At 63.0% G+C, this 22,971-nt stretch carries 9 protein-coding genes; 7 read left to right on the plus strand and 2 right to left on the minus strand.

Annotated features, from left to right (window positions below):
* Window positions 1–63: 63 nt before the first annotated feature.
* Complete coding sequence (locus ACQKPZ_RS21160) at window positions 64–11,595, minus strand: peroxidase family protein (RefSeq protein WP_427541814.1); 11,532 nt, start codon at window positions 11,593–11,595, stop codon at window positions 64–66.
* A 545-nt stretch (window positions 11,596–12,140) separates the two neighbouring features.
* On the opposite strand from ACQKPZ_RS21160, the gene ACQKPZ_RS21165 reads away from it, so the two are divergent.
* From ACQKPZ_RS21165 to ACQKPZ_RS21185, 5 genes are all read left to right on the plus strand, one after another.
* Window positions 12,141–13,877, plus strand: a complete 1,737-nt coding sequence (locus ACQKPZ_RS21165) for a type I secretion system permease/ATPase (RefSeq protein ID WP_427541816.1) — start codon at window positions 12,141–12,143, stop codon at window positions 13,875–13,877.
* Between the two features lie 6 nt (window positions 13,878–13,883).
* On the plus strand, window positions 13,884–15,224 hold the full coding sequence (locus ACQKPZ_RS21170) for an HlyD family type I secretion periplasmic adaptor subunit (protein ID WP_427541819.1): 1,341 nt from the start codon (window positions 13,884–13,886) through the stop codon (window positions 15,222–15,224).
* A gap of 1 nt (window position 15,225) precedes the next feature.
* On the plus strand, window positions 15,226–16,554 hold the full coding sequence (locus ACQKPZ_RS21175; protein ID WP_427541822.1) for a TolC family outer membrane protein: 1,329 nt from the start codon (window positions 15,226–15,228) through the stop codon (window positions 16,552–16,554).
* A 244-nt stretch (window positions 16,555–16,798) separates the two neighbouring features.
* Window positions 16,799–17,662 (plus strand): diguanylate cyclase domain-containing protein, encoded by an 864-nt coding sequence (locus ACQKPZ_RS21180; protein ID WP_427541825.1) that lies wholly within the window; start codon window positions 16,799–16,801, stop codon window positions 17,660–17,662.
* A gap of 86 nt (window positions 17,663–17,748) precedes the next feature.
* On the plus strand, window positions 17,749–18,417 hold the full coding sequence (locus ACQKPZ_RS21185; RefSeq protein WP_427541828.1) for a class I SAM-dependent methyltransferase: 669 nt from the start codon (window positions 17,749–17,751) through the stop codon (window positions 18,415–18,417).
* Window positions 18,418–18,560: 143 nt separating this feature from the next.
* On the opposite strand, the gene quiC is transcribed toward ACQKPZ_RS21185, so the two are convergent.
* Window positions 18,561–20,468, minus strand: a complete 1,908-nt coding sequence (gene quiC, locus ACQKPZ_RS21190; protein ID WP_391131687.1) for a 3-dehydroshikimate dehydratase QuiC — start codon at window positions 20,466–20,468, stop codon at window positions 18,561–18,563.
* A 288-nt stretch (window positions 20,469–20,756) separates the two neighbouring features.
* On the opposite strand from quiC, the gene ACQKPZ_RS21195 reads away from it, so the two are divergent.
* Together ACQKPZ_RS21195 and ACQKPZ_RS21200 are read left to right on the plus strand one after the other, a co-directional pair.
* On the plus strand, window positions 20,757–22,130 hold the full coding sequence (locus ACQKPZ_RS21195; RefSeq protein WP_391131685.1) for an MFS transporter: 1,374 nt from the start codon (window positions 20,757–20,759) through the stop codon (window positions 22,128–22,130).
* Window positions 22,131–22,422: 292 nt separating this feature from the next.
* Window positions 22,423–22,797, plus strand: coding sequence for a hypothetical protein (locus tag ACQKPZ_RS21200; RefSeq protein WP_403196917.1), 375 nt, complete (start codon window positions 22,423–22,425; stop codon window positions 22,795–22,797).
* Window positions 22,798–22,971: the final 174 nt, after the last annotated feature.

Raw genomic sequence — 22,971 nt, forward strand, 5'->3', positions numbered from 1 at the left:
GCCCCCACAGAGACCGCGCGTTACTGCATGAATGCACGATCCCTACAGGTACCTTTCCGGCCCTCACCCTGCCAGGATGAAGTCCGTTGCAGTCACGGTGGTTGCATCCGCCACACCTACCAGGCGGATGGAGTCGGCAGCGCCGATGCTGACCAGCGTGTCCCCGCTATCAGCGGCAATGGTCACGTTGGCGGCAAAGGTGGCTGCGGTGATGTTGAAGGCGGTGATATCCAAACGGTCCTGCCCGCCCGTTGCGTTGCTGTCGAAGTTGATGATCAGGTCATTGCCGAAGCCGGCAGCGAACTGGAAGACATCATTGCCATCAGTGGCCATCATCGTGTCATCCCCAGCACCGCCGTTGACGATGTCGTCGCCAACGTCACCGTTGAGGAAGTCGCTACCGCTACCACCCGACAGGATGTCGTTGCCAGCATCACCGAACAGCGTATCGCTGCCTGCACCACCGTTGAGGATGTCGTTGCCGAGGCCGCCATCGAGGCTGTCGTTACCCGCGCCTGCGGTGATGATGTTGTCCAGCGTATTACCGCCACCGCTGAAGCTTCCTCCCCCGGTATAGGTCAGGCTTTCGACGTTGGCACCCAGAGTGTAGCTGGCGAGCGTGGTACGCACGGTATCCGTACCGCCCCCCGCACCTTCAAACACCAGGTCCCCAGCGTTGTCCACCACGTAGGTGTCGTTGCCAAGCCCACCCACCAGGCGGTCGGCGCCTTCACCGCCGTTGAGCAAGTCATTACCAGCGCCACCGAAGATGATGTTGTCCAGCGCGTTACCACCACCGCTGAAGTTGCCCACCCCGTTATAAGTCAGGTTTTCGACGTTGGAACGCAGAATGTAGCTGGCCAGTGTAGTACGTACGTTATCCGTACCGCCCCCCGCATTTTCGAACACCAGATCCCCAGCGTTATCCACCACGTAAGTGTCATTACCGAGCCCCCCCACCAAGCGATCGACACCTTCACCGCCATTGAGCAAGTCGTTGCCAGCGCCGCCGAAGATGATGTTGTCCAGCGCGTTACCACCACCGACGAAATTACCCACCCCGGTATAGGTCAGGTTCTCCACGTTGGAACGCAGGATATAGTTGGTCAACGTGGTACGCACGTCATCCGTACCGCCTCCCGCATTTTCGAACACCAGATCTCCAGCGTTATCCACCACGAAGGTATCGTTGCCGAGGCCACCCACCAGGCGGTCGGCACCTTCACCGCCATTCAGTAGGTCGTTGCCAGCGCCGCCGAAGATGATGTTGTCCAGCGCGTTACCACCACCGACGAAATTACCCACCCCGGTATAGGTCAGGTTCTCCACGTTGGAACGCAGGATATAGTTGGTCAACGTGGTACGCACGTCATCCGTACCGCCTCCCGCATTTTCGAACACCAGATCTCCAACGTTATCCACCACGAAGGTATCGTTGCCGAGGCCACCCACCAGGCGGTCGGCACCTTCACCGCCATTAAGCAAATCGTTGCCAGCGCCGCCGAAGATGATGTTGTCCAGTGCGTTGCCGCCACCTATGAAGTTCCCCCCGCCGGTATAGGTCAGGTTTTCGACGTTGGAACGCAAGATGTAGCTGGCCAGCGTGGTACGCACGTCATCCGTACCGGCCCCCGCATTTTCGATCACCAGATCCCCAGCGTTATCCACCACGTAGGTATCGTTGCCGAGACCACCTACCAGACGGTCGGCACCTGCACCACCATTGAGCAAGTCGTTGCCAGCCCCGCCGGTGATGATGTTGTCCAGCGAGTTACCGCCACCTATGAAGTTACCCACACCGGTATAGGTCAGGTTCTCGACGTTGGCGCCCAGGATGTAGCTGGCCAGGCTTGTTTGCACTAGGTCAACACCGCCGTTAAGCGATTCGCTCACCGTATCGCCAACGTTGTCGACAACGAAGGTGTCGTTGCCCCCACCGCCGGTCATGGCATCCGCACCAAGTCCACCATTGAGGACATCGTTACCAAGCCCGCCATCGAGGATGTCGTTACCAAGCCCGCCAAACAGCTGGTCGGCACCGTCCAGGCCCGAGATCACGTCATTGCCCGCGCTCCCGGTCAGGATATCGGCACCGTTGGTGCCCACCAGCGTCACCCCTGGTACTGCAGCGGTGGCCGCCGAGGTGAGTGTCTCCAGGGTGCCGAAGGCATCGGTGTAGCGCACTATCACCTGCAATTGCTGGCCGCCCTGGGCCAGGCCCGGGGTGAAGGTTGCTGCCGTGGCGCCAATGATGTCACTGAAGACGCCACCAGTACCTTGCTGCCACTGGAAGCTGAACGCACCAAGCCCGTCCACGTCGGCAATAGTGCCGGTTAGCGCCGTCAGTGTTTGCCCGATGTCTGGCGTGGTGTCGCTGATAAGCAGCGCACCGGTCGGTGCATCATTGACGTTGGCCACCGGATCGAGGATGTCGGAGGCGACGCTTTCCTGCACGCCGAAGTCATCCACGTAGCTCACCACCACGCGCATGTTCTGCCCCACTTGCGCCTGGGTCAGGACAAAGGTGCTGCTGATGGCCCCCGCAATGTTGACCCAACCAAGCCCCCGGTTGGACTGCCACTGGAAGGTGAACTGCGGGTTGCTCAGGCCGTCGGCATCGACGATGCTGGCCGTGCTGGCCGTCAGCGTCTGGTTCTGCACCAGCAGCCCGGTCACGGTCGGCCCGGCGCTTGGCACGCTGTTCGGCGACGAGTCGACGATTTCCAGCGTGCCTTTGGCGTCCTGGTACACCGCGCGAACGCGAATGCTCAGGCCGGCCACATCGTCCGTTACGCGGTACGTTGTACCGATGGCCCGCGATACTTCGCCTGCGGCAACGAAGGTGATGTCTTCATACACGCCCGAGCCAGGCAGGGTTTCGACTTGCCAGTAATAGGCGACTGGGCCATTGACTGCGCCGGTAGGGTTGGCCGCGCTGAGGTTGTCCGCATCACGTACCGCCAGCGGCGTTACCCGCAGCAGCTGACCGCTGACCGGCGTGTCGTCACGCAGCCCGGTGGCCGCGTCGAGAATCGCCAGGTGCCCGGTGGGGCCTGCGTTTACGGCAGTACCCACACCAGACGCCTGCGAACGGTCAGAGAACTGCAGGCGCTCGATACCGGTGAGATGGTCGACACCATCACGCCCCGCCACCAGGTCGGTGACGATCACCGAGTTGCCATCAACCACCACGCTGTAGTCGGTGGCCACCCCCGAGAACACCGCCGTGTCGTAGTTGTCGGTGCCGCTCAGGATTTCCCGCACGATCACCAGCTGGCCCGGGTTGTAGGTGCCATTGAGCATGAACGGCACCATCGGCTCCATGCTGTTGAAGCTGGCGATTTCCGGGCCGGTGCCGTCGTGGTTGGCGCGCACGCTGATGCGCACGTTCAGCCACTTGTCACCGTCGAGGATGTCGTCGCCGCCACGGCCTTCGAGCAGGTCGCTGCCGCTGCCACCAAGGATGATGTTGCCGCCATCGTAGAACGTCGCCCCTGCTGCCAGCAGGCTGGACAGGCCGTTGATCAGGTTGATGTTGGTCAGCACGCTGCCGGTGGCGCCGGCAGTAGGCAGGCTGGCGGCGTCTTCGTTGTCACCGCGCAGGAAGTCGCCATGCGCCGAACCCGACAAGCCTTCCATGATGTCGAAGCGCACCAGCGCCGAAGCGCCCGAACCCGGTACCGGCGGCACATCGAAGAAGCGGTCGCTCATGTCGATGGATACGCCCTGGGCCAGGTCCTTGAAGGTTGCCCAGTCATAGCCGGAGCCACCGATATAGCGGTCGCCGAAGCCCAGGCTGCCGACCATGATGTCGTCGCCGCCTTCACCGTTGAACTTGTCGTTCTCGTTGCCGCCGATATAAACGTCGTTGCCGATGATCGGGTCGTTGCCGAGCGGGTCGAAGTTGTCGCCAGGTGCACCGTCCGAGGTGCCCTTCTCGATCCAGTCGTCACCTTCGTTACCCATGTCCTGTTCGTTGGCCTTGCTGCCCAGGATAAAGTCGTTGCCCTGGCCACCAATCGCTTCGGAGGCATCCTCACCGGTGACGATGAAGTCGTTGCCGAAACCGCCGATGATCAGGTTGACGCCATTACCACCGTGCAGCACGTCGTTGCCGTCGCCGCCCTGGATGTTGTCGTCGCCTCCCATGTCGCTGATGATGTCGTCGCCGGCACCACCGCGCAGCTGGTCGTTGCCGTCGCCACCTTCGATGCGGTCGTTGCCAGCGTCGCCCCAGACAGTGTCGTCACCCTCGCCGGACACCAGGATATCGTCACCGCTGGTGCCGCCCAGCACGATGTGTTCGCCACCGGCATAGCGGATGTAGTTGGTGTCCGGGCCGGCCGTCAGCGGGCTGTCGCGGAACACCACCTGCTCGCCGTTTTCGCCCAGCGGGTCGGCATGGCCGAGGCCGTCGTTGTATTGCTTGCTCTGGTCCAGCTCCAGGTAGAAGCCCGGGTCGGAGAACACCAGGCCCGGTAGGTGGGTGGCCGAGGTGTTGGCCATGATCAGCTTGGCGAACGAGTTGCTTTCCAGCTCGGCGTTCATCGACAGGCCAGAGGTGCGCTCCAGGTAGTAGAAACGGTCACCGTCCTGCAGTTTCTCCATCTGGTTTTCGAACACGAAGTTGAAGGTGCTGCCGAGCATGCCGCCGAACGGGGTCTTGGCTTCGGCCAGGCCACCGATCCACAAGTCGATGGCATCGACACCGGTGATGGTGACTGCCTTCAGGTCATCGGCAGTGCCCGGCACGCCATCCTTGCCCGGCAGGGTCACATTGGCCCAGGCCCCACTGCTGTTGAGGAAGTCCAAGCGATCGGCCGGGGCGCCATCGCCGCCAAACACCAGGGCCATGGCCGCAGCGCGTTTTTCCAGCAGTGTGGTGGCACCGGTAATGCTGCTGTGGGTGCCGTAGGCCGCAATGAAGTTGATCAGCGACTCGGGGTGCTTCAGGTGTTGCACCAGGTCGACCCAGCTGGTGTACGGCTTGAGCTGGGTATCACCGGTTTGCCCGAAGATGTCGCGGCGCACGGCGTTCAGCGAAGGGATGCCGACATCACGGCCACGGGCGATGTTGATGGCCGGCAGGTCCAGTGGCAGGCCGAGCAGGTTGTTGCGCAGCGCCTCGGTGACGAACTCGTCGATTTCGTTGCCGCCCTGGCGGGTGACGCCACGTACGATGGCACTGGTGGCATCCTCGGGGGTGACGCCACTGGCGGCATAGGCCAGCGGGTTGAGGAACGCTGCGATCAGCCCCAGTTGCTGGTCAGGGTTCGCACTGGCCGGGTCCTTGATGACATTGAAGTCGACGTCGAAGCGGTCGACCGTCTCGGTCAGCATGGAGTGGCCGAAGCGGTAAACGGTGTGGGCGAACTCGGCCACGATCGACGCATCGAGGTCCACGTCGTACACCTGGGTCGGGGCAAAGAACAGGTCGACCCGCGGTTGAACGGTACGGGCGAACTCCTCGAACACCAGGTGCTGGTACTGCATCTCGGTGCCGAACTTGGCCGCCTGGAACAACCGCTCGCCGTTCCATACCAGGGCATCGATCTCGGCCGGGGTGACCGGCAAGGCGGTGACCGGGTTGAGCAACCATTCGTTGAGGAAGGCCAGGTCGTGCGAGTCGAGCACGGTGTCCATGGTCTGCGCCACCAACCGGTTGTGCTCGGAGTGGAAGATCGCATGCACGGCAGTCAGGCCGATGTTCTCGTTGACCCGGCCGTCGCCGGCAATGTAGTGGGCGTCCAGCAGTTCGTTGTCGTAGGCCAGGTTGGCCCCGGTCTGCGGGTTGACGGGCACCGCGTTGCCGGCCACGTTGTCGGCATCCGGCGCCAGCACACCACCGCTGAACACCGGCACGGCATTGTGCGCGATGTCGGCGAGGAACTGGTGCCCTGTGCGCACGGCGTTGGTCAGGTCGAGCGGCGCCAGCGGGTTGCCTTCGACCTGCTGGTCATCGGCCGTACCGGCAATGCCGTCCAGGCCCTTCATCACCACCATCGGGTAACCGTTCGGCCCCTTGATGAAGTTGCCGTAGGCGTCGGTTGCCAGCAAAGGCACGTTGTCGACGTCGGCGTCGGTCAGGTTGATGCCCAGCATGTCGCGGGCCTGGGCCTTGACCACCTTCCAGGTCGCCATGCCGCCGATTTCGGTATCGTCGGCCGTGCCGAACTTGCCATCGGCGCCCAGGTCACGGTTGGTGATCAGGCGCCCTGTGGCCACGGGGCCATCATCGGTCATGACGTAGGCACGCAGGAATACCTGGTGCGAGGGGTGCGAGCTGTAGGTCTGGTTCTGGTCCACGAACGGCGTGGTGGTGTTGGTGTGCTCGTGGATGTCGTCGGCGTTGCCGAGGATGCCATCCGGCCCTGGCAGGTTGGTGGCACGGGTCACTACCATGAAGTTGGTGAAACCACCTTCCACGTAGAGCGGGTCATCGGGTTGCAGCGGGATGTAGATGGTACCCGAACCACCCTTGGTGACCAGGTCCAGGCCATGGTCGAAGAACTGCCCGAAGAAGGTCATCCAGGCGTTGAACGGCGCGGACAGGCCGGCATCGGCTGCCGTGTTTTCGAACAGATACACATCGTGGTCGTCGTTGGTGCCGAACTGGCCGTCCATGCCGGGGCTGGCGACGATACGCACGCCGTCCTTGAGCACATCGTCGTTGCCCACGGCGCCGAAGTTGAGCACGCCATCTGCACCCGGGTCGTACGCCGTGGCATAGGCCGCCGGGTTGTTGGAGGTCTGGTCGACGATCAGGTTACTGATGGTGCGCGGCTGCGAGTCGAACACCGGGCCGCTGGTCTGCTGGTACGATGAACCTGGGATGGCCGGCGAGCCTGGGCCGAAGAAGCCGGCCGGGGCACCTTGTGCGGGGTTGAACACCGGATCGGTCAAACGCGGGAAGACGTTGTCGGCGGCACCGAACTGGGTGTTGTTCTGGCCATTGAGGTTCATCAGGTTGTTATTTGAGCCATCCACCGCCCGCAGGCCCAGCGCCGAACGAATGTTGGGGATCAGCGAGAGGATATCCTGCCCGGCCGCATCGGCTTCGGCGATCTTGATCTGGGCCAGGATGAAGTTGAGGTCGGAGCGCACCATGTGCAGCCCCTCGCCCCCTGCCGTGGCATCCACCACCGGGGTGGCCGGCGTCGGTACCACGGGGGCGCCCGCCTCCACAACCGCGGTTGGCGCGGAGTAAAGGATTTCGGTGGTGCCATGGGCGTCCTGGTAGATGGCCTTGACCCGCAGGCTCAGCCCGGCAAGGTCTGGCGACACCTTGAACGAGGTGCCATCGGCGCTCTGGAACGCCAGGTCACCGGCCGGTAGCAGGATGATGTCCTGGAACACGCCGCTGCCCGGATCGGCCTCGAACTGCCAGTAGTACGATACCGAACGGTCGGCTAGCGAGCCTGTCGGGTTGGTTGCACTGATGTTGTCGGCGTCGAGCACGCCAGCCACGCTCACCGTCAGCATGTCGCCCACGGTGATCGCACCGCCGTTGCCATCGAGCAGTGTCGGGCTGCCGGTGGGCTGCGCGTTCACACCGGTCACCAGCACACGCTGGCTGTCGGCGAACTGCAAGCGTTCGATGTGCAGCAGGGTATCGACGCCGTCGCGGCCAGCCACGGTATCGGTCACGGTCCACACATCATCAGCCACATCGGCAGTGCCCTTGGTGTTCTGGGTCACCACATACTCGCTCTGCACCCCCGAATACACAGCCGTGTCGAAGGCCGCCCCGCCAGTCGAGGTACCGGGCAGAATCTCCCGCACGGCTTTGAGCTGGCCTGGGTTGTAGGTGCGGTCGAGCATGAACGGGATCATGTCGACCATGCTGTCGAAGCTGGCGATCTCGGGCCCGGTGTGGTTGACGTCGCCCGGGGCATACACCGCAATGCGCACGTTCAGCCATTTGTCGCCGTCGATCAGGTCATCGCCGCCACGGCCTTCGATCAGGTCGCTGCCATTGCCACCCAGCATGATGTTGCCGGTGGCAAAGCCCGTGGTCGGCAACCCGGCATCGGCCAGAAACTGCTGCAACCCGCGGATCAACGCCACGTTGGTGAGGGCGCTGCCGGTGGCGCCGCCATGGTTGAGGATGGTCACCGCATCGACGTCATCGCCCTTGAGCACATCGGCGTAGTTCGAGCCGGACACCCCTTCGACCTCGGCAAAGCGGTCGAGGATGCTGGCCGGCGAGGCGCCGACCGGGTTGAACACGCCGGCGTTCTGGTTTGGCGCATTCCCATGAGGCTGCGCCAGTGCAGCCAGGCTCAGGTCAACGGTGACGCCGACCTTGTCGTTCTTGTTGGTGATCCAGTCGAAGCCGGACATGCCGTCCATCTTGTCCTGGGCATCGCTGCCGACAAAGATGTCATCGCCGCCCTCGCCGATCATTTCGTCAAAGCCGCCGCCACCGACGAAGATGTCGTTGCCAATGACCTCGTCACCCAGCAAGGGCGCGAAATTGTCGCCAGGCGCACCGTCCTGGGTGCCCCTCTCGATCCAGTCATCACCCTCGTTGCCGGTCGGTGGCAGGTTGGTCTTGGCGCCGAGGATGAAGTCGTCGCCCTGGCCACCAAAGGTGGTACTGATGTCTTCGGTGGTGATGATGAAATCCTGGCCGTCCCCGCCCAGGATCAGGTTACCGGCAACCCCCATGCTGCCAGCGACGATCACGTCGTTACCGGCGTTACCCTCCAGGCGGTTGTCGCCGAACGAGTCGGTGATGATGTCGTCGCCTGCGCCGCCCAGCACCGCATCGTTGCCGGCACCGCCTTCGAGCACGTCGTCGCCGGCATCACCATAGACGGTATCGTCGCCCTCACCAGAGATGATGATGTCGTTGCCAGCCGTGCCGCCCAGCACCACATGGTCTTCACCGGTGTAATGCAGGTAGTTGCTGTCAGGCCCGACGGTATCGGGGTTGTCGCGAATCACCAGCGGTACGATTTCAACACCGTTGATCTCGATGCCGCCCGTGGGGTCGGCCTTGCCGTCGGCACCCAACCCGGTGAACTGGTTGGCCTGGTTCACTTCAAGGGTGAAGGTGGGCGTGAGGAACACGGTGTTGGACAGGTGGGTGACATCGGAGTTGGCCATGATCAGCTTGGCAAAGGAGTTGTTCTCCAGTTCCGTACCGAAGTTCATGCCCGCCGTGCGCGACAAGTAGTAGAAGCGGTCGCCGTTCTGCAGCGATTCCAGCTGGGTCTCGAAGACGAAGTTGAAGCTGGAACCCAGCATGCCGCCAAAAGGCATTTTCTTCTCGGCCAGGCCGCCGACCCAGAAGTCGATGGCATCGACCCCGGTCACGGTAACCCCGGTGATGTCATCGGCCGTGCCGGCGATGCCGTCCTTGCCTACCAGCGTCACGTTGGCATAGGCGCCGGTACCGTTGAGGAAGTCCAGGCGGTCGAGTGGCGAGCCGCTACCGCCCAGCACCAGCGCTACTGCGGCGGCGCGTTTGCCCGCTTCGGTAGTGGCGCTGGTGATGGTGGAGTGAGTGCCGTAGGCGGCGATGAAGTTGATCAGCGAGGCCGGGTGCTTGAGGTGGTCGGCAAAGTCGGCCCAGCTGATGTAGGGCTTGAGCTGGCTGTCGCCCGTAGCGGCATAGAACTCGCGGCGCGCCTCGTTCAGGCTTGGGATACCGGTATCACGGCCACGGGCGATGTTCAGCGCAGGCAGGTCCAGCGGCAGGCCAAGCAGGTTGTTGCGCAGCGCCTCGGTGACGAACTCGTCGATCTCGTTACCCACCTGGCGGGTCACGCCGCGGATGATCGCACCGGCCGCTTCGTCGGCAGTGGCCCCGCTGCCAGCGAACGCCAGCGGGTTGAGGAAGGCGGCAATCAGGCCCAGTTGCTGGTCAGGGTTGTCGGGGTCGGCAGACACGGGGTTGAACGCCGGGTCGAAGCGGTCGACGGTTTCGGTCAGCATCGAGTGGCCGAAGCGGTACACCACATGGGCGAACTCGGCGAGGATGGCCGGGTTGATCGATGTGTCGTAGCCGTTAGGGGCAAGGAACTCGTCGATCTGCGGCTGGATGGTGCGGGCGAATTCTTCGAACACCAGGTGCTGGTACTGCATTTCGGTGCCGAACTTGGCGGCCTGGAACAGCCGCTCGCCATCCCATACCAGCGCGGCAATGCCGGCAGGCGTGGTGGGGATGGCGGTCACGTCGTCAATCAGCCACTCGTTGAGGAACGCCAGGTCGCCTGCCGCGAGCAGGGTATCCTTGGTCTGCTGCACCAGGCGGTTGTGTTCGGAGTGGAACACATGGTGCACGGCAGTAAGGCCGATGTTCTCGTTCACCCGGCCGTCACCGGCGATGTAGTGGGCGTCGAGCAGTTCGTTGTCGTAGGTCAGGTTGTTGCCGCCCGGGCCCACAGGCTGCGCGTTGCCAACGGCAATGTCGGCGTCGGCTTGCAGCACGCCCCCCACTACCACGGGGGCGGCGTTGTGGGCGATGTCGTCAAGGAAGCCATGCCCGGTGCTCACCGCATTGGCCAGGCTGATCGGCGCGGCGCGGTTGCCTTCAACCAGCTGGGTGACGTCATCGGCAGTGCCGGCAATGCCGTCAGCACCATTGTTCACCCGCATCACCACCTGTGGCATGCCGTTGGGCCCGCGCAGGAAGTTGCCGTAGGCATCGGTGGCCAGCAACGGCACGCTGTGCACATCGGCGTCGGTCAGGTTGATGCCCAGCAGGTCACGGGCCTGGGCCTTGACCACCGCCCAGGTGGCCATGCCGCCGTTTTCGCTGTTGCCATCGTCGGCGGTGCCGAACTTGCCATCGGCACCCAGATCCCGGTTGGTGATCAGCCGCCCGGTAGCCACCGGGTCACCTGCGGCATCGACCGTGTATTCGCGCAGGAACACCTGGTGCGAAGGGTGCGAGCTGTAGGTCTGGCTCTGGTCGACGAACGGCGAGGTGGTGTTGGGCTGGCTATCGTCTGCGGTGCCCACCACGCCATCGGCACCGGCGGTGCGTACGGCGCGTGACAGCACCATGAAGTTGGTCGGGCTGCCGGCCACGTACAGGGGGTCGTCCGGGCGCAGCGGAATGAACACGATGTCGGTGCTGCTCTTGCTGACCAGGTCCAGGCCGTGGTCGAAGAACTGGCCGAAGAAGGTCATCCAGGCGTTGAAGCCGGCAGTCAGCCCGGCGTCCGCCGACACGTTGGGAATGAAGAACACGGGCTTGTCGTCAGCGGTGCCGAACACGCCATCGATGCCGGGGCTTATCACCGGGGCCGCACCACCGTTGGCCTCGACCGCTGCCGGGTTGTTGGCTGTCTGGTCGACGATCAGGTTGCTGATGGTGCGCGGTTGCGAGTCGACGACGTTGCCGGTGCCTACATAGTTTGCGCGGTACGAGGCATCGAGCAGGCGCAAGAACGAATTGTCGGCAGCGCCGAACTCGCTCTGGCCGGCCACCAGGTTGTTGTAGCTGCCGTCCACGGTGCGCAGGCCGAATGGCACCTGGCTGTTGGGCAGCAGGTCGATCAGGCTGGCGCCATCGGCGTGCGCTTCAGCGATGAATATTTGCTTGAGGATGAATTCCAGGTCCGACTTGCTGAAATTGGCCATTGCAGTTGCCCTCGGTCTGTCCGGAGATGACACAGGGCAACAGGGTCCTTCCCGCGCCCAGTCAGTGTTGACTTGCGCAGAATCTGGTTGGGTGTACCGGGCTCAGTAGCGCAGCAATCATGTGCTGGCGCCTCTGGCCTCTTGTTGGTAAGCCGGCACCCACCGTTCCGGGGGGCCTGTAAACCGTGCGCAACAGGTGTAACGCACGTGCATCGATCCCAGGGTGTACAGGGCCCGAATACTTCAGACTAAAGTCGCAGGGCAAAAGCTTGTCAATATCCCGTCAAAAAAATCGTCACCCGATGATAATGCGATGCAACTCGCTGTTTTCTTGGCACTTATGAAAAGTTCAAAGCGCTTTTAGAGCAAAATGATATTACTGAATGTTTCGTTGCAACCTACGCTGCTGCATGTGGGAGCAACGCAGCGTATTGGGCTATATCGCCATAAGAGCGACCCGCCTGCGAGCCGACCAAGAAGCCACAACTACCGTTGTACGGGGCGCCGCAAGGGCTTCCCCGCTTTGTGATAAAGGGAGGCCTCCGATGCCTAAGCCACCACGCACCCGCTCCGAGCTGGCAGATGTGCTCTTTCGCCTGCGCCGCAGTTTCTACGCCTTGGCCGCCTTCAGCGGCGTGATAAACGTCATGATGTTGACGCCAGCTATTTATATGCTGCAGGTGTATGACCGTGCCCTGGTCAGCCGCAACGTCACCACACTGGGCATGCTCACCTTATTGGTGGTCGGGTTGTTCCTGCTGATGTCGGCACTGGAAATGACCCGTACTCGCGTGCTGATCCGCGTGGGCAACTGCCTGGACATGGACCTCAACCGGCGCATTTTCAGTGCCGCGTTCGAGCGCAACCTGAGCCGTGCCGGCGGCAACCCGGCCCAGGCCCTGCAGGACCTGGCGCAGGTGCGCCAGTTTCTGACCGGCAATGGCCTGTTCGCCTTCTTCGATGCCCCCTGGACGCCGATCTACCTGGTGGTCTGCTACCTGATCCACCCTTGGCTCGGGCTGGTCACGATGATCGGCTCGATGATCCTGGTGGGCCTGGCCTACCTCACCGAAAAGGCCACGCAAAAGCCATTGGCCGAAGCCAACCAGGCGTCCCTGTCGTCGGCCAGCTACGCCAACAACAACCTGCGCAATGCCGAAGTGATCGAGGCCATGGGCATGCTGCCGTCAATCGGCAAGCGCTGGTACCAGGGCCATTTGCGCATCCTGCAGATGCAGACCCTGGCCTCCGACCGCGCGGCGCTTATCAGTAGCACCGGGCGCTTCGTGCGCATCACTTTGCAGTCGTTGATCCTGGGTACCGGCGCGCTGCTGGCGATCGAAGGCAAGATCACCCCCGGCATGATGATCGCTTGCTCGATCCTCACCGGCCGCGCTCTGGGCCCGGTGGAACAGGTGATCGCCTCGTGGAAGCAACTGCTGGGCTGCCGCTTGGCCTGGGGCCGGCTCAACGACCTGTTGCAGGACTACCCGCAACGGCCACCGAGCATGTCGCTGCAACGGCCAATGGGCATGCTGGCCGTGGAAAACGTGATCGCCGGCGCCCCCGGCAGCAACACCAGTATCGTGCGCGGAGTGAGCTTCAGCCTGGTGCCGGGTGAGAGCCTGGGCATCATCGGCCCTTCGGCTTCTGGCAAGTCCACCCTTGCCCGCCTGCTGGTGGGGGTATGGCCGGCCCAGGCTGGCAAGGTGCGCCTGGACGGGGCCGACATCTTCACCTGGAACAAGGCCGAACTGGGCCCTTGGCTGGGCTACCTGCCGCAGGATGTGGAACTGTTCGAGGGCACCATCGCCGAAAACATCGCGCGCTTTGCCGAAGTGGACAGCGACGCAGTGATTCGGGCCGCCCGCAGCAGTGGCGTACACGACATGATCCTGCACTTCCCGCAGGGCTACGACACCCGCCTGGCGGCCGACGGCACCCCGCTTTCCGGCGGCCAGAAGCAACGCATCGCCCTGGCCCGCGCCCTGTATGGCGAGCCCAACCTGGTGGTGCTGGACGAGCCCAACGCCAACCTTGATGACATCGGCGAAAAGGCCTTGGTCGATGCACTGGCCGAGCTGAAGGCGCGCGGCGCAACGGTGATCCTGATTTCCCACCGGCCCAATGTGCTGTGTGCAGTCGACAAGATACTGATGTTGCGCGAAGGCGCTGTGCACATGCTCGGCAGCCGCGACGAAGTGTTTGCGGCGCTGCGCAAGGCCAGCGTGATTCCAGCGGCCAGTGCGGCACCGCTGGCTTCGGTCAAAGTAAGGGAGTAGCCGATCATGCAGATGACTCAACACGCTGAATTGATCCCCGCCGAAGCCAGGAACCTGATCGACCTGGATGCGGCCCGGCCAGTACGCTGGGGCGTATGGATGGTGATTGCCGGTTTTGGCGGCTTCCTGCTGTGGTCATGCCTGGCCCCACTGGACGCAGGCGTGGTGGCCACCGGCACGGTCAAGGTCACCAGCAACCGCAAGGCGGTGCAGCACCTGACCGGCGGCACGGTCGAGGCGATCCTGGTGCGCGAAGGCGATGTGGTTAAAAAAGGCCAGGAGGTGGTGCGCCTTGACGCGTTGCGCGCCGTGGCCGAGCAAGGCGCGCTCAGTGCCCAGTACATCGTCAGCAAGACCGTGGAAAACCGCCTGGAAGCCGAACGTGACGGCCGCGACACGGTCACCTTCGACCCTGCCCTGCTCCAGCACTACGCCAATGACCCACGGCTCCTGGCGGCCATGGACCTGCAACAGCGCTTGCTCGATACCCGCCGTGCCGGCCTTGCGGGTGAACTGAGCATCCTTGAGGAAAACCTCACCGCCTCGGCGGTACAGCTCAAGGGCCTGCAGCAGGTATACGGCGCCCGCGCCTCGCAGATCGGCTTCCTCAACCAGGAACTGCAAGGCACCCGGGTACTGGCCGCCGAAGGCTATGTACCGCGCAACCGCCTGCTGGAGCTGGAACGCAGCAATGCCGACCTGTCGGCCGGCCAGGCGGAAAACCTCAACAACATTGCCCGGGCACGTAGCCAGGCCACCGAGATCAAGCTGCGCATATTGCAGCGCCAGCATGACTACCTGAAGGAAGTGGAATCGCAATTGACCGACACCGCCAAGGAAAACACCACCTTGGCCGACCGCTTGCGCGCACTGGACTACGAAGTGACCCACACGGTGATCCGCGCACCGATCGACGGCATGGTCCAGGGCCTGAGCATTGCCACGGTCGGCGGCATCATCCAGCCAGGTGCCAAGATCATGGAGGTGGTACCGCTCGACCAGCCACTGCAGGTAGACGCAATGATCCCGGTGCAGGCCATCGACAAGATGGTGCCTGGCCTGGACGTGGACATCGCCTTCCCCGCCTTCAACCACGCGCAAACGCCGAACATTCCGGGGCGGGTGAAGACCATTTCCGCCGACCGCCTGCTCGACGAGGAAAGCAAGCAGCCGTTCTACCTGGCCCAGGTTGACGTGACGCCAGCCGGCATGAGCCTGCTGGGCAGCAACCACATCCGCCCCGGCATGCCCGCCACCGTCACCATCAAGACCGGCGAGCGCAACCTGCTCAGCTACCTGCTCAAACCCATGCTCGAACGCGTCGACGCCGCGTTCAAGGAGCAATGACATGAAACGCCCGTGCCTGATGTTGTGCCTGCTGGGGGTTGCCGTACAGGCCAGTGCCATGGACCTGAAGCAAGCCTGGGATTTGTTGCAGTACCAGGGCCCGATCTATCAGGCCGCCGTGCATGAGAAACAAGCCGGCAGCGAGAACCGCGCCATCGGCGAGGCCGGCCTGCTGCCACAGATCAATGCCTCGGCCTATTTCAACAGGGTCAATGGCAGCCAGCGCCAGAGTGGCCAGGATCGAGACCTGGACTACGACTCCAAAGGCGCCAATGTGCGCCTGCGCCAACCGCTGTTCAACAAGCAGAAGATGGCCGAATACCGCCAGGGCCAGCAACGGGCCGACTACAGCGTGGCGGTGTTCGATGCCAAGAGCCAGGACGCAGCCGTGCGCTTGGCCGACGCCTACTTCGACGTACTGCTTGCCAGCGAAACCATCACCCTGGCCAAGGCCAAGCTGAACGCCTTCGACGAGCAACTGGCGTCGGCGAAGCGGCGCAAGGAGCTGGGCGCCGGTACCATCACCGACGTCGACGAGTCGGTAGCCCGTCGTGACCTGGCCGAAGCAGACCTGATCGAAGCTCAGGACAACCTGATCAACGCCCGCCGCAAGCTGGAAGAATACATCGGTGAAACCCCTGACTCGCTGATCACCTTGCAACCGGGCTTCACCACTCCGCCCCTGATGCCGGGCAACTTGCAGGACTGGCTGGTGAAAGCCCAGGCGGACAGCCCGCTGATTCATGCGCGCCGGCACAACTACGAGCTGGCCGAAGAAGAAGTGAAACGCGCCCGCGCCGGGCACTACCCTACCCTAGACTTCGTGGCGGGCTATACCGCCGGCAGCAGCCAGTCGATTTCCGAGATTGACCAGCGCAACCACTACAGCTCGATCGGGCTGGAGCTGAACATTCCGCTGTACAGCGGTGGCAGCACCAGTGCCCTCACCCGCCAGGCCAGCGCCAACAGTTCCAAGGCCCTGGACGAACTGGACGCCACGCGCCAAGAGGTGATTTCCGACACCACCCGCGAATACCGCGGCGTGCAGAGTGGCGCCTTGCGCGTTCATGCACTGGAAAAGGCCGTGGCCTCCAACGAGCGCTCGCTGCTTTCGACCCGCAAGGGTTTCAAGGAGGGCGGTACCAGCACCAACTCGGATGTACTCAATGCCGAAGAGCTGCTGTATGACGCCCGCCACGACCTGTTCGAGGCCAAGCTCAACTACCTGATGGCGCGGCTGCGCCTGGCCTCGTCGGTGGGCAGCCTGGGGGATGATGATATCGAACAGATCAATGATTACCTCGGGCCTGAGCTATTGGTGACCAACTGACGTTGCTTTTGTGTGCCTGACTTTGCCGTCAAGGCATGCGCGGACCTGTAGGAGCGGCCTTGTGTCGCGATGGGCTGCGAAGCAGCCCCGGCAATTTATGCAGCTGTGCTGAAACACTGGGGCTGCTTCGCAGCCCATCGCGACACAAGGCCGCTCCTACACGACCGCGCAAGGATCTGGCCCCATAGCTGCGACGCATTTCTTCGCGCTATGATCGGACACCCTGCCGTGGACGCCCTGCCCCATGCCCGTAGACCTTCAAGCGTTGTACCCCAGGTTGATCCACCTGATGCTGGACACCGTGTTCGTGGTCGACAGGGACAACCAGATCGCCTTTGTCAGCGATGCCTGCGAGGCGCTGCTGGGTTACAAGCCCGCTGAATTGATCGGCACACTGATCACCGACTACATGCACCCTGACGACCTGGCGGCCACGCGCGCGTCCATTGTGCGGGTGATGAACGGCCAGCCCCATTACGATTTCCGTAACCGCTATGTGCGCAAGGATGGCGGTATCGTGCACATCCTGTGGGCAGCCAGCTGGTCCGAAGAGGCTCAAGCGCGTATCGGTGTGGCGCGGGATGTGACCGCCTTGCGCCAGGCCGAAGATGAACTGCGGTTTCTGGCCCATCATGACCCGCTGACCCGGCTCGCCAACCGCGCCATGTTCAATGAACGGCTGGACACTGCCCTGGCCGCCGCTCGGCGGCACGATCGCACACTGGCGTTGCTGTTCCTGGATATCAACGACTTCAAGCAGATCAACGATGTGCACGGGCATGCCGTGGGTGACCGGGTGCTGTGCACGCTGGCGCGGCGCCTCGAAGGCTGCGTAAGCGCCACCGACACGGTGGCGCGCATGGGCGGTGACGAGTTCACCGTGCTGCTGGCCGATTGCCCGTCGCCAGAGGCCATTAGCGAACACGTGGCGAACATCCTGGCAGCCATGGCCGAACCGCTCGGCGCCGAATTGCCAGGCATCGACGCGCCATCCTGCAGCATTGGCGTGGCCCGCTTCCCTGAGGACGGCCACGATGCCGACATGCTGCTGCGTCATGCCGATGGGGATATGTACCGGGTCAAACGAAAACGCACTGCGACCGGGTAACCCTACCCCTTGCCCTCTGCGCGGGCCCTTTTCAACATCAAGGTAGCGTTTCATCACAACGCAAGTTCAACCACCGGGACACCACCATGTCTGACCTTGAAAGCACCCTGCTCGACAGCTGGCAGCACAATGCCCAAGCCTGGATTGACGCCGTGCGCAGCGGCAGCATCGAGAGCCGTCGCCAGGTCACCGACCAGGCCATCCTGCTTACCATCCTTGGCCGCCAGCCCGGGCGGGTACTGGACCTGGGCTGTGGCGAGGGCTGGTTGCTGCGTGCGCTGGACGACCGCGGTATCGAAGCTGTGGGCGTTGATGGTGACCGGATGCTGGTGGATGCCGCGCGCGCTGCGGGCTCGGCCGAGGTGCACCTGGCCAGTTATGCGCAGCTGGCCGATGCGCAGGTGTATGTGGGCAAGGGTTATGACCTGGTCTGCGCCAACTTCGCGCTATTGCATCAGGAGATTATTCCGCTGTTGGCGGCGATGAATGATCTGCTGGTGCCGGGTGGCGCACTGGTGATCCAGACACTGCACCCATGGAGCGTGGCCGACGGGGATTATCAGGATGGCTGGCGGCAGGAATCATTTGCCGGGTTTGACGGGGATTGGCAGCCGATGCCCTGGTATTTCCGCACCTTGGCCAGCTGGCTGAATGCGCTGGACATGGCAGGGTGGCGGCTGGTCGGTTTGCAGGAACCGCAGCACCCGCAAAGTGCGGTGCCACAGTCACTATTGATGGTGGCTGAGCGCCCCTGAGGCATACACGGTCGGTGTAGGAGCGGCCTTGCGTCGCGATGGGCCGCAAAGCGGCCCCAGAAATGGAGGCCGCAACAAAGAACATGGGGCCGCCTTGCGGCCCATCGCGACACAAGGCCGCTCCTACACTGTCCGCGTCGGGCTTAGAGCACCGGCTTGCGCGCCGCGCCGCTGCGGGCCTTGGCCATGGCCGCCAGGCGCACCGCCACGTTGGCCGCACCATAACCCGCATAGCCACCCTTGCGCTGGATGATCTCGAAGAAGAAGCGCTCCTCGAACGGTTCGGTGTACACGTGGAACAGCTCGCCACCTTGCGCATCGCGGTCGTACAACACGTTGTAATACGCCAGCTCGCTGAGGAACTCGTCGTCGAAATCGAAGCGCGCTGCCAGGTCGTCATAGTAGTTGAGCGGGATTTCCAGCAGCGGCACCCCAGCCAGCTTCGCCCGTGCTACTTCACGGAAGATGTCGTCACAATCGAAGGCGATATGATGCACCCCCGAACCGCGGTAGCTGGACAACGCATGGGCGATGGCGGTGTTGCGGTTTTCCGAAATGTTCAATGGCAGGCGCAAGGTGCCGCACTGGCTACGCAGGGCGCGGCTCTTGACCAGGCCATACGGGTCGGGCAGCACCACTTCGTCGTCGGCGGCGAAGTCGAACAGGCTCTTGTAGAACAGCACCCAGCTGTCCAGCGACTCGGCCGGCAACGCCAGGGCCATGTGGTCGATGCGACGCAGGCCGCCGGTGGCGGTGGCGTTCTTGTCCAGGCTGAAATCGGTGTCGTAAAGGGTCTGGCCGGCGGTGCCCTGCTCTACCAGGTACAGCAGGCTGCCATCCGGGGCACGTACCGCCGGTACTTCACATTCGTTGGGGCCGACCAGGCCGCGGAACGGCTGGCCACGGTAGGCCGTTGCACGCTTCAGGGCGGCCTGCTGGTCCTTGACCCGCAGCGCAGTGGCGCACAGCGACGGGCCGTGGGCCTCGAAGAAGTTGTGGCCAAAAGAATACGGTTCGGCGTTCAGCACAATGTTGATATCGCCCTGGCGCAGCAGCTGTACGTCCTTGCTGCGGTGCTTGCCGGCTTCGGCAAAGCCCAGGCGCTTCAGCCAACTACCCAGGCGCGCGCCGACGGCTTCGTCGACCGCAAACTCAAGGAATTCCACGCCGCCATAGGTGCTGGCCGCGGGTGGCGTAAACAGAACACCGGGCTCGATCGGCGTGTTCTCCTGTTCCAGGCGCAGGCGGGTCTGCTCTTCGAGGTACAGCAGCGAACGCAGGCCGTCGGCGGCATTCTGCCGAGGTGGCGCGGCGCGGAAACCATCGTTGAAAATTTCCAGCGACAGCGGCCCGCGGTAGCCGGTGGCCAGGATTGGCGCCAGGAAGCCGGCCATGTCCATTTCGCCCTGCCCCGGGAAGCAACGGAAGTGGCGGCTCCACTCCAGTACGTCCATGGCCAGGATCGGCGCGTCGGCCATCTGTACGAAGAAGATCTTGTCGCCGGGAATGTCGCGGATCGCGCTTGGGTCGCCTTTGAGCGACAAGGTGTGGAAGCTGTCAAGAATCACCCCGAGCGCCGGGTGGTCAGCCTGGCGCACCAGGTTCCAGACTTGCTGGTAGGTGTTGACGTGGCGGCCCCAGGCCAGGGCTTCGTAGCCAATGCGCAGGCCACGCTTGCCGGCATGTTCGCCCAGCAGGCGCAGGTCGTCGACCAGCAACTGTTCATCGCCCAGGGCATCCGCCTGTACGTTGCTGCACACCAGCACCAGGTCGGTGCCCAGCTCCTGCATCAGGTCGAACTTACGCTCGGCGCGATCGAGGTTTTTCTGCAGGCGGTCGCGGCGGCAGCCTTCAAAGTCGCGAAACGGCTGGAACAGGGTAATGGCTATCCCCAGGTCGGCGCACATCTGGCGCACCTGGCGTGGGCTGCCAGCGTAATAGAGCAGGTCGTTTTCGAAGATCTCGACGCCGTCGAAACCGGCGGCGGCGATGGCTTCGAGCTTTTCCGGCAGGGTGCCGCTCAAGGACACGGTGGCGATCGAACGCTGCATGGCGGGAGTTCCTTGTTGTTGGAAAATTACGGTGCCAGTCAGGAAAAAACCACTGTCACAGTTTATGGCACGATCGATTATTCGCAGGTACAGTCGTCGCTTCAATATATTTGTACGGAATGGTTAGTTTTGCGTTCGATTATCGCACAAAACCCAATTTAGCGAATTGCTAGACCGCTGCCCCAGGGTCAACATGAGACCCAGACGCAGGCACACCGACCTCTGCCTCCTGCCTTGGCATAACCCCTGGCGGAACCTGCGCAAACAACAATAACAACGGAGACAACAATGGCTCACTCCAGCTCGCAAGCCAAAAAAGCGACCGCCAGTGGATGGATAGGCTCGGCACTCGAGTACTACGACTTCTTCATCTACGCCCAGGCCGCTGCGCTGATTTTCCCGCAGATCTTCTTCCCCAATACCGATCCGAAAATGGCCATTATTGCCTCGTTGGCCACCTACGGTGTGGGCTACCTGGCGCGTCCGGTTGGCGCCTTCGTGCTGGGTCACTGGGGTGACACCCGCGGGCGCAAGAACGTCCTGCTGCTGTGCATGTTCCTGATGGGCCTGTCGACCATGGCCGTCGGCCTGCTGCCCACCTACCACGACATCGGTTACCTCGCCCCGGCCTTGCTGGTGGTGTTGCGCCTGATCCAGGGCTTTGCCGTGGCGGGGGAAATCTCGGGTGCCAGCTCAATGATCATGGAGCACGCACCTTTCGGTCGCAGAGGCTATTACGCCAGCTTTACCCTGCAAGGCGTGCAGGCCGGTCAGGTGCTGGCGGCGGCCGTGTTCCTGCCACTGGCTTACTTCATGCCTAGCGAAGCCTTCACCGAATGGGGCTGGCGCATTCCGTTCCTGATGAGCGCCATCGTGCTGATTGCCGGCTTCATCATTCGTAAGGAAGTGCACGAAACCCCGGCATTCGTGAAGGAAGAAAAGCAGGACAAAGTGGCCAAGTCGCCGATCAGCGAAGCGTTCCGCCACAGCTGGAAGCACATGGTGCTGGTGATGTTCATGGCCCTGATGAACGTGATCCCGGTGGTGGCCACCATCTTCGGTGCAGCCTATGCGGTGCAGCCGGCCTATGGCATCGGCTTCGACAAGAGTGTGTACCTGTGGATTCCAGTGGTCGGCAACATCGTCGCAGTGCTGGTGATTCCGTTTGTCGGTAACCTGTCGGACAAGATCGGCCGTCGCCCGACCATGATCGCCGGCTGCCTGGGCTCTGGCCTGCTGGCCTTCGTCTACCTGTATGCAATCAGCATCCAGAACGTGCCACTGGCGTTCGCCGCTTCGATCGTCATGTGGGGCATGGTTTACCAAGGCTACAACGCGGTTTTCCCAAGCTTCTACCCAGAGCTGTTCCACACCCGCTACCGCGTTTCGGCCATGGCCATCGCGCAAAACATCGGCACCATGCTGACCGCCATGCTGCCGGCGCTGTTCGCCCTGGTTGCCCCGCCTGGCTCGGATAACATCCCGCTGGTGGTGGGTGGCCTGGCGTTCTTCATCACCTGCGTGTGCGCCCTGGCGGCCTACATCGCCCCGGAAACCCACCGCCTGGCGATGGAAGACCTGGGCAACCCAGAGGCCAAGCCGATGGAGAAAGCCGCGTATGAAGCCAGCCGTAAAGGCAGCTTTCAGGCAGTGAGCCACTGATAGACCGCTGAGGGGCTGCTTTGCAGCCCTTTCGCACCCCCGCGGCTTGCGCCGCGAAGATGGCAACACAGTGCATGGCCCCCAGCAACTCCCCCCTCCTACCTCGCAGCGCACGCTCAACGGCGTCAACCAGCTCGGCCCTCAAAAAGTTCTACAAGTTGTTGCTGTAGCGAACTTTTTCCTGATTGCCTGTCTATGTGTGAGGCACAGAAAGGTCGCGGAACGCGAGACAACGCTCGCTCCACACCTGCTGGCCAGATGGCTCAATTGTTATCAGAGGTTGGCTTCGCTCATGAAAATACATGTCGCAAGGTTGGTGCTGCTCGGCCTGTTCTCGTTCGCGGCGGTGGGCTCGGCATCGGCAACACAAATGAAAGCACCGGCGGTGGCGGCACCGGCCGTTCAGTCACCCTTGCAGCCTGCCGGCAACCCCTGGTCGAGGGTAGCCAGCGTGGCCGCGGCACAGCCAGCCACGCTGCTCGCGCACGATGACGACCGCTGGCATGACCACAGAAGCGACTGGCGCCGTGAGCAGTGGCGGCGTGAGCAGGCACGGCGGGATTGGGAGCGGCGCCGGGATTGGGAAAAACGCCGGGACTGGGAGCGCCGCCATGAGCGGGCCATGCACCAGCGCCACCACGACGACCACCGCTACTACCGCCGCTGAAGCCAATGTGATTTTGAAAGTAGGCGCGATTTCTGTGGGAGCGGGCGTGCCCTACTGCCAGTCGGTTAAACCTATAAGGCACATTGGGGCTGCTGTGCAGCCCATCGCCGGCAAGCCAGCTCCCACAGGTGCCGCGCAGATCTCAAGTTTTGCGCAGTCCCTGTGGGAGCTGGC

The organism is Pseudomonas sp. NPDC089547 (assembly GCF_050280665.1).
Lineage (GTDB): Bacteria > Pseudomonadota > Gammaproteobacteria > Pseudomonadales > Pseudomonadaceae > Aquipseudomonas.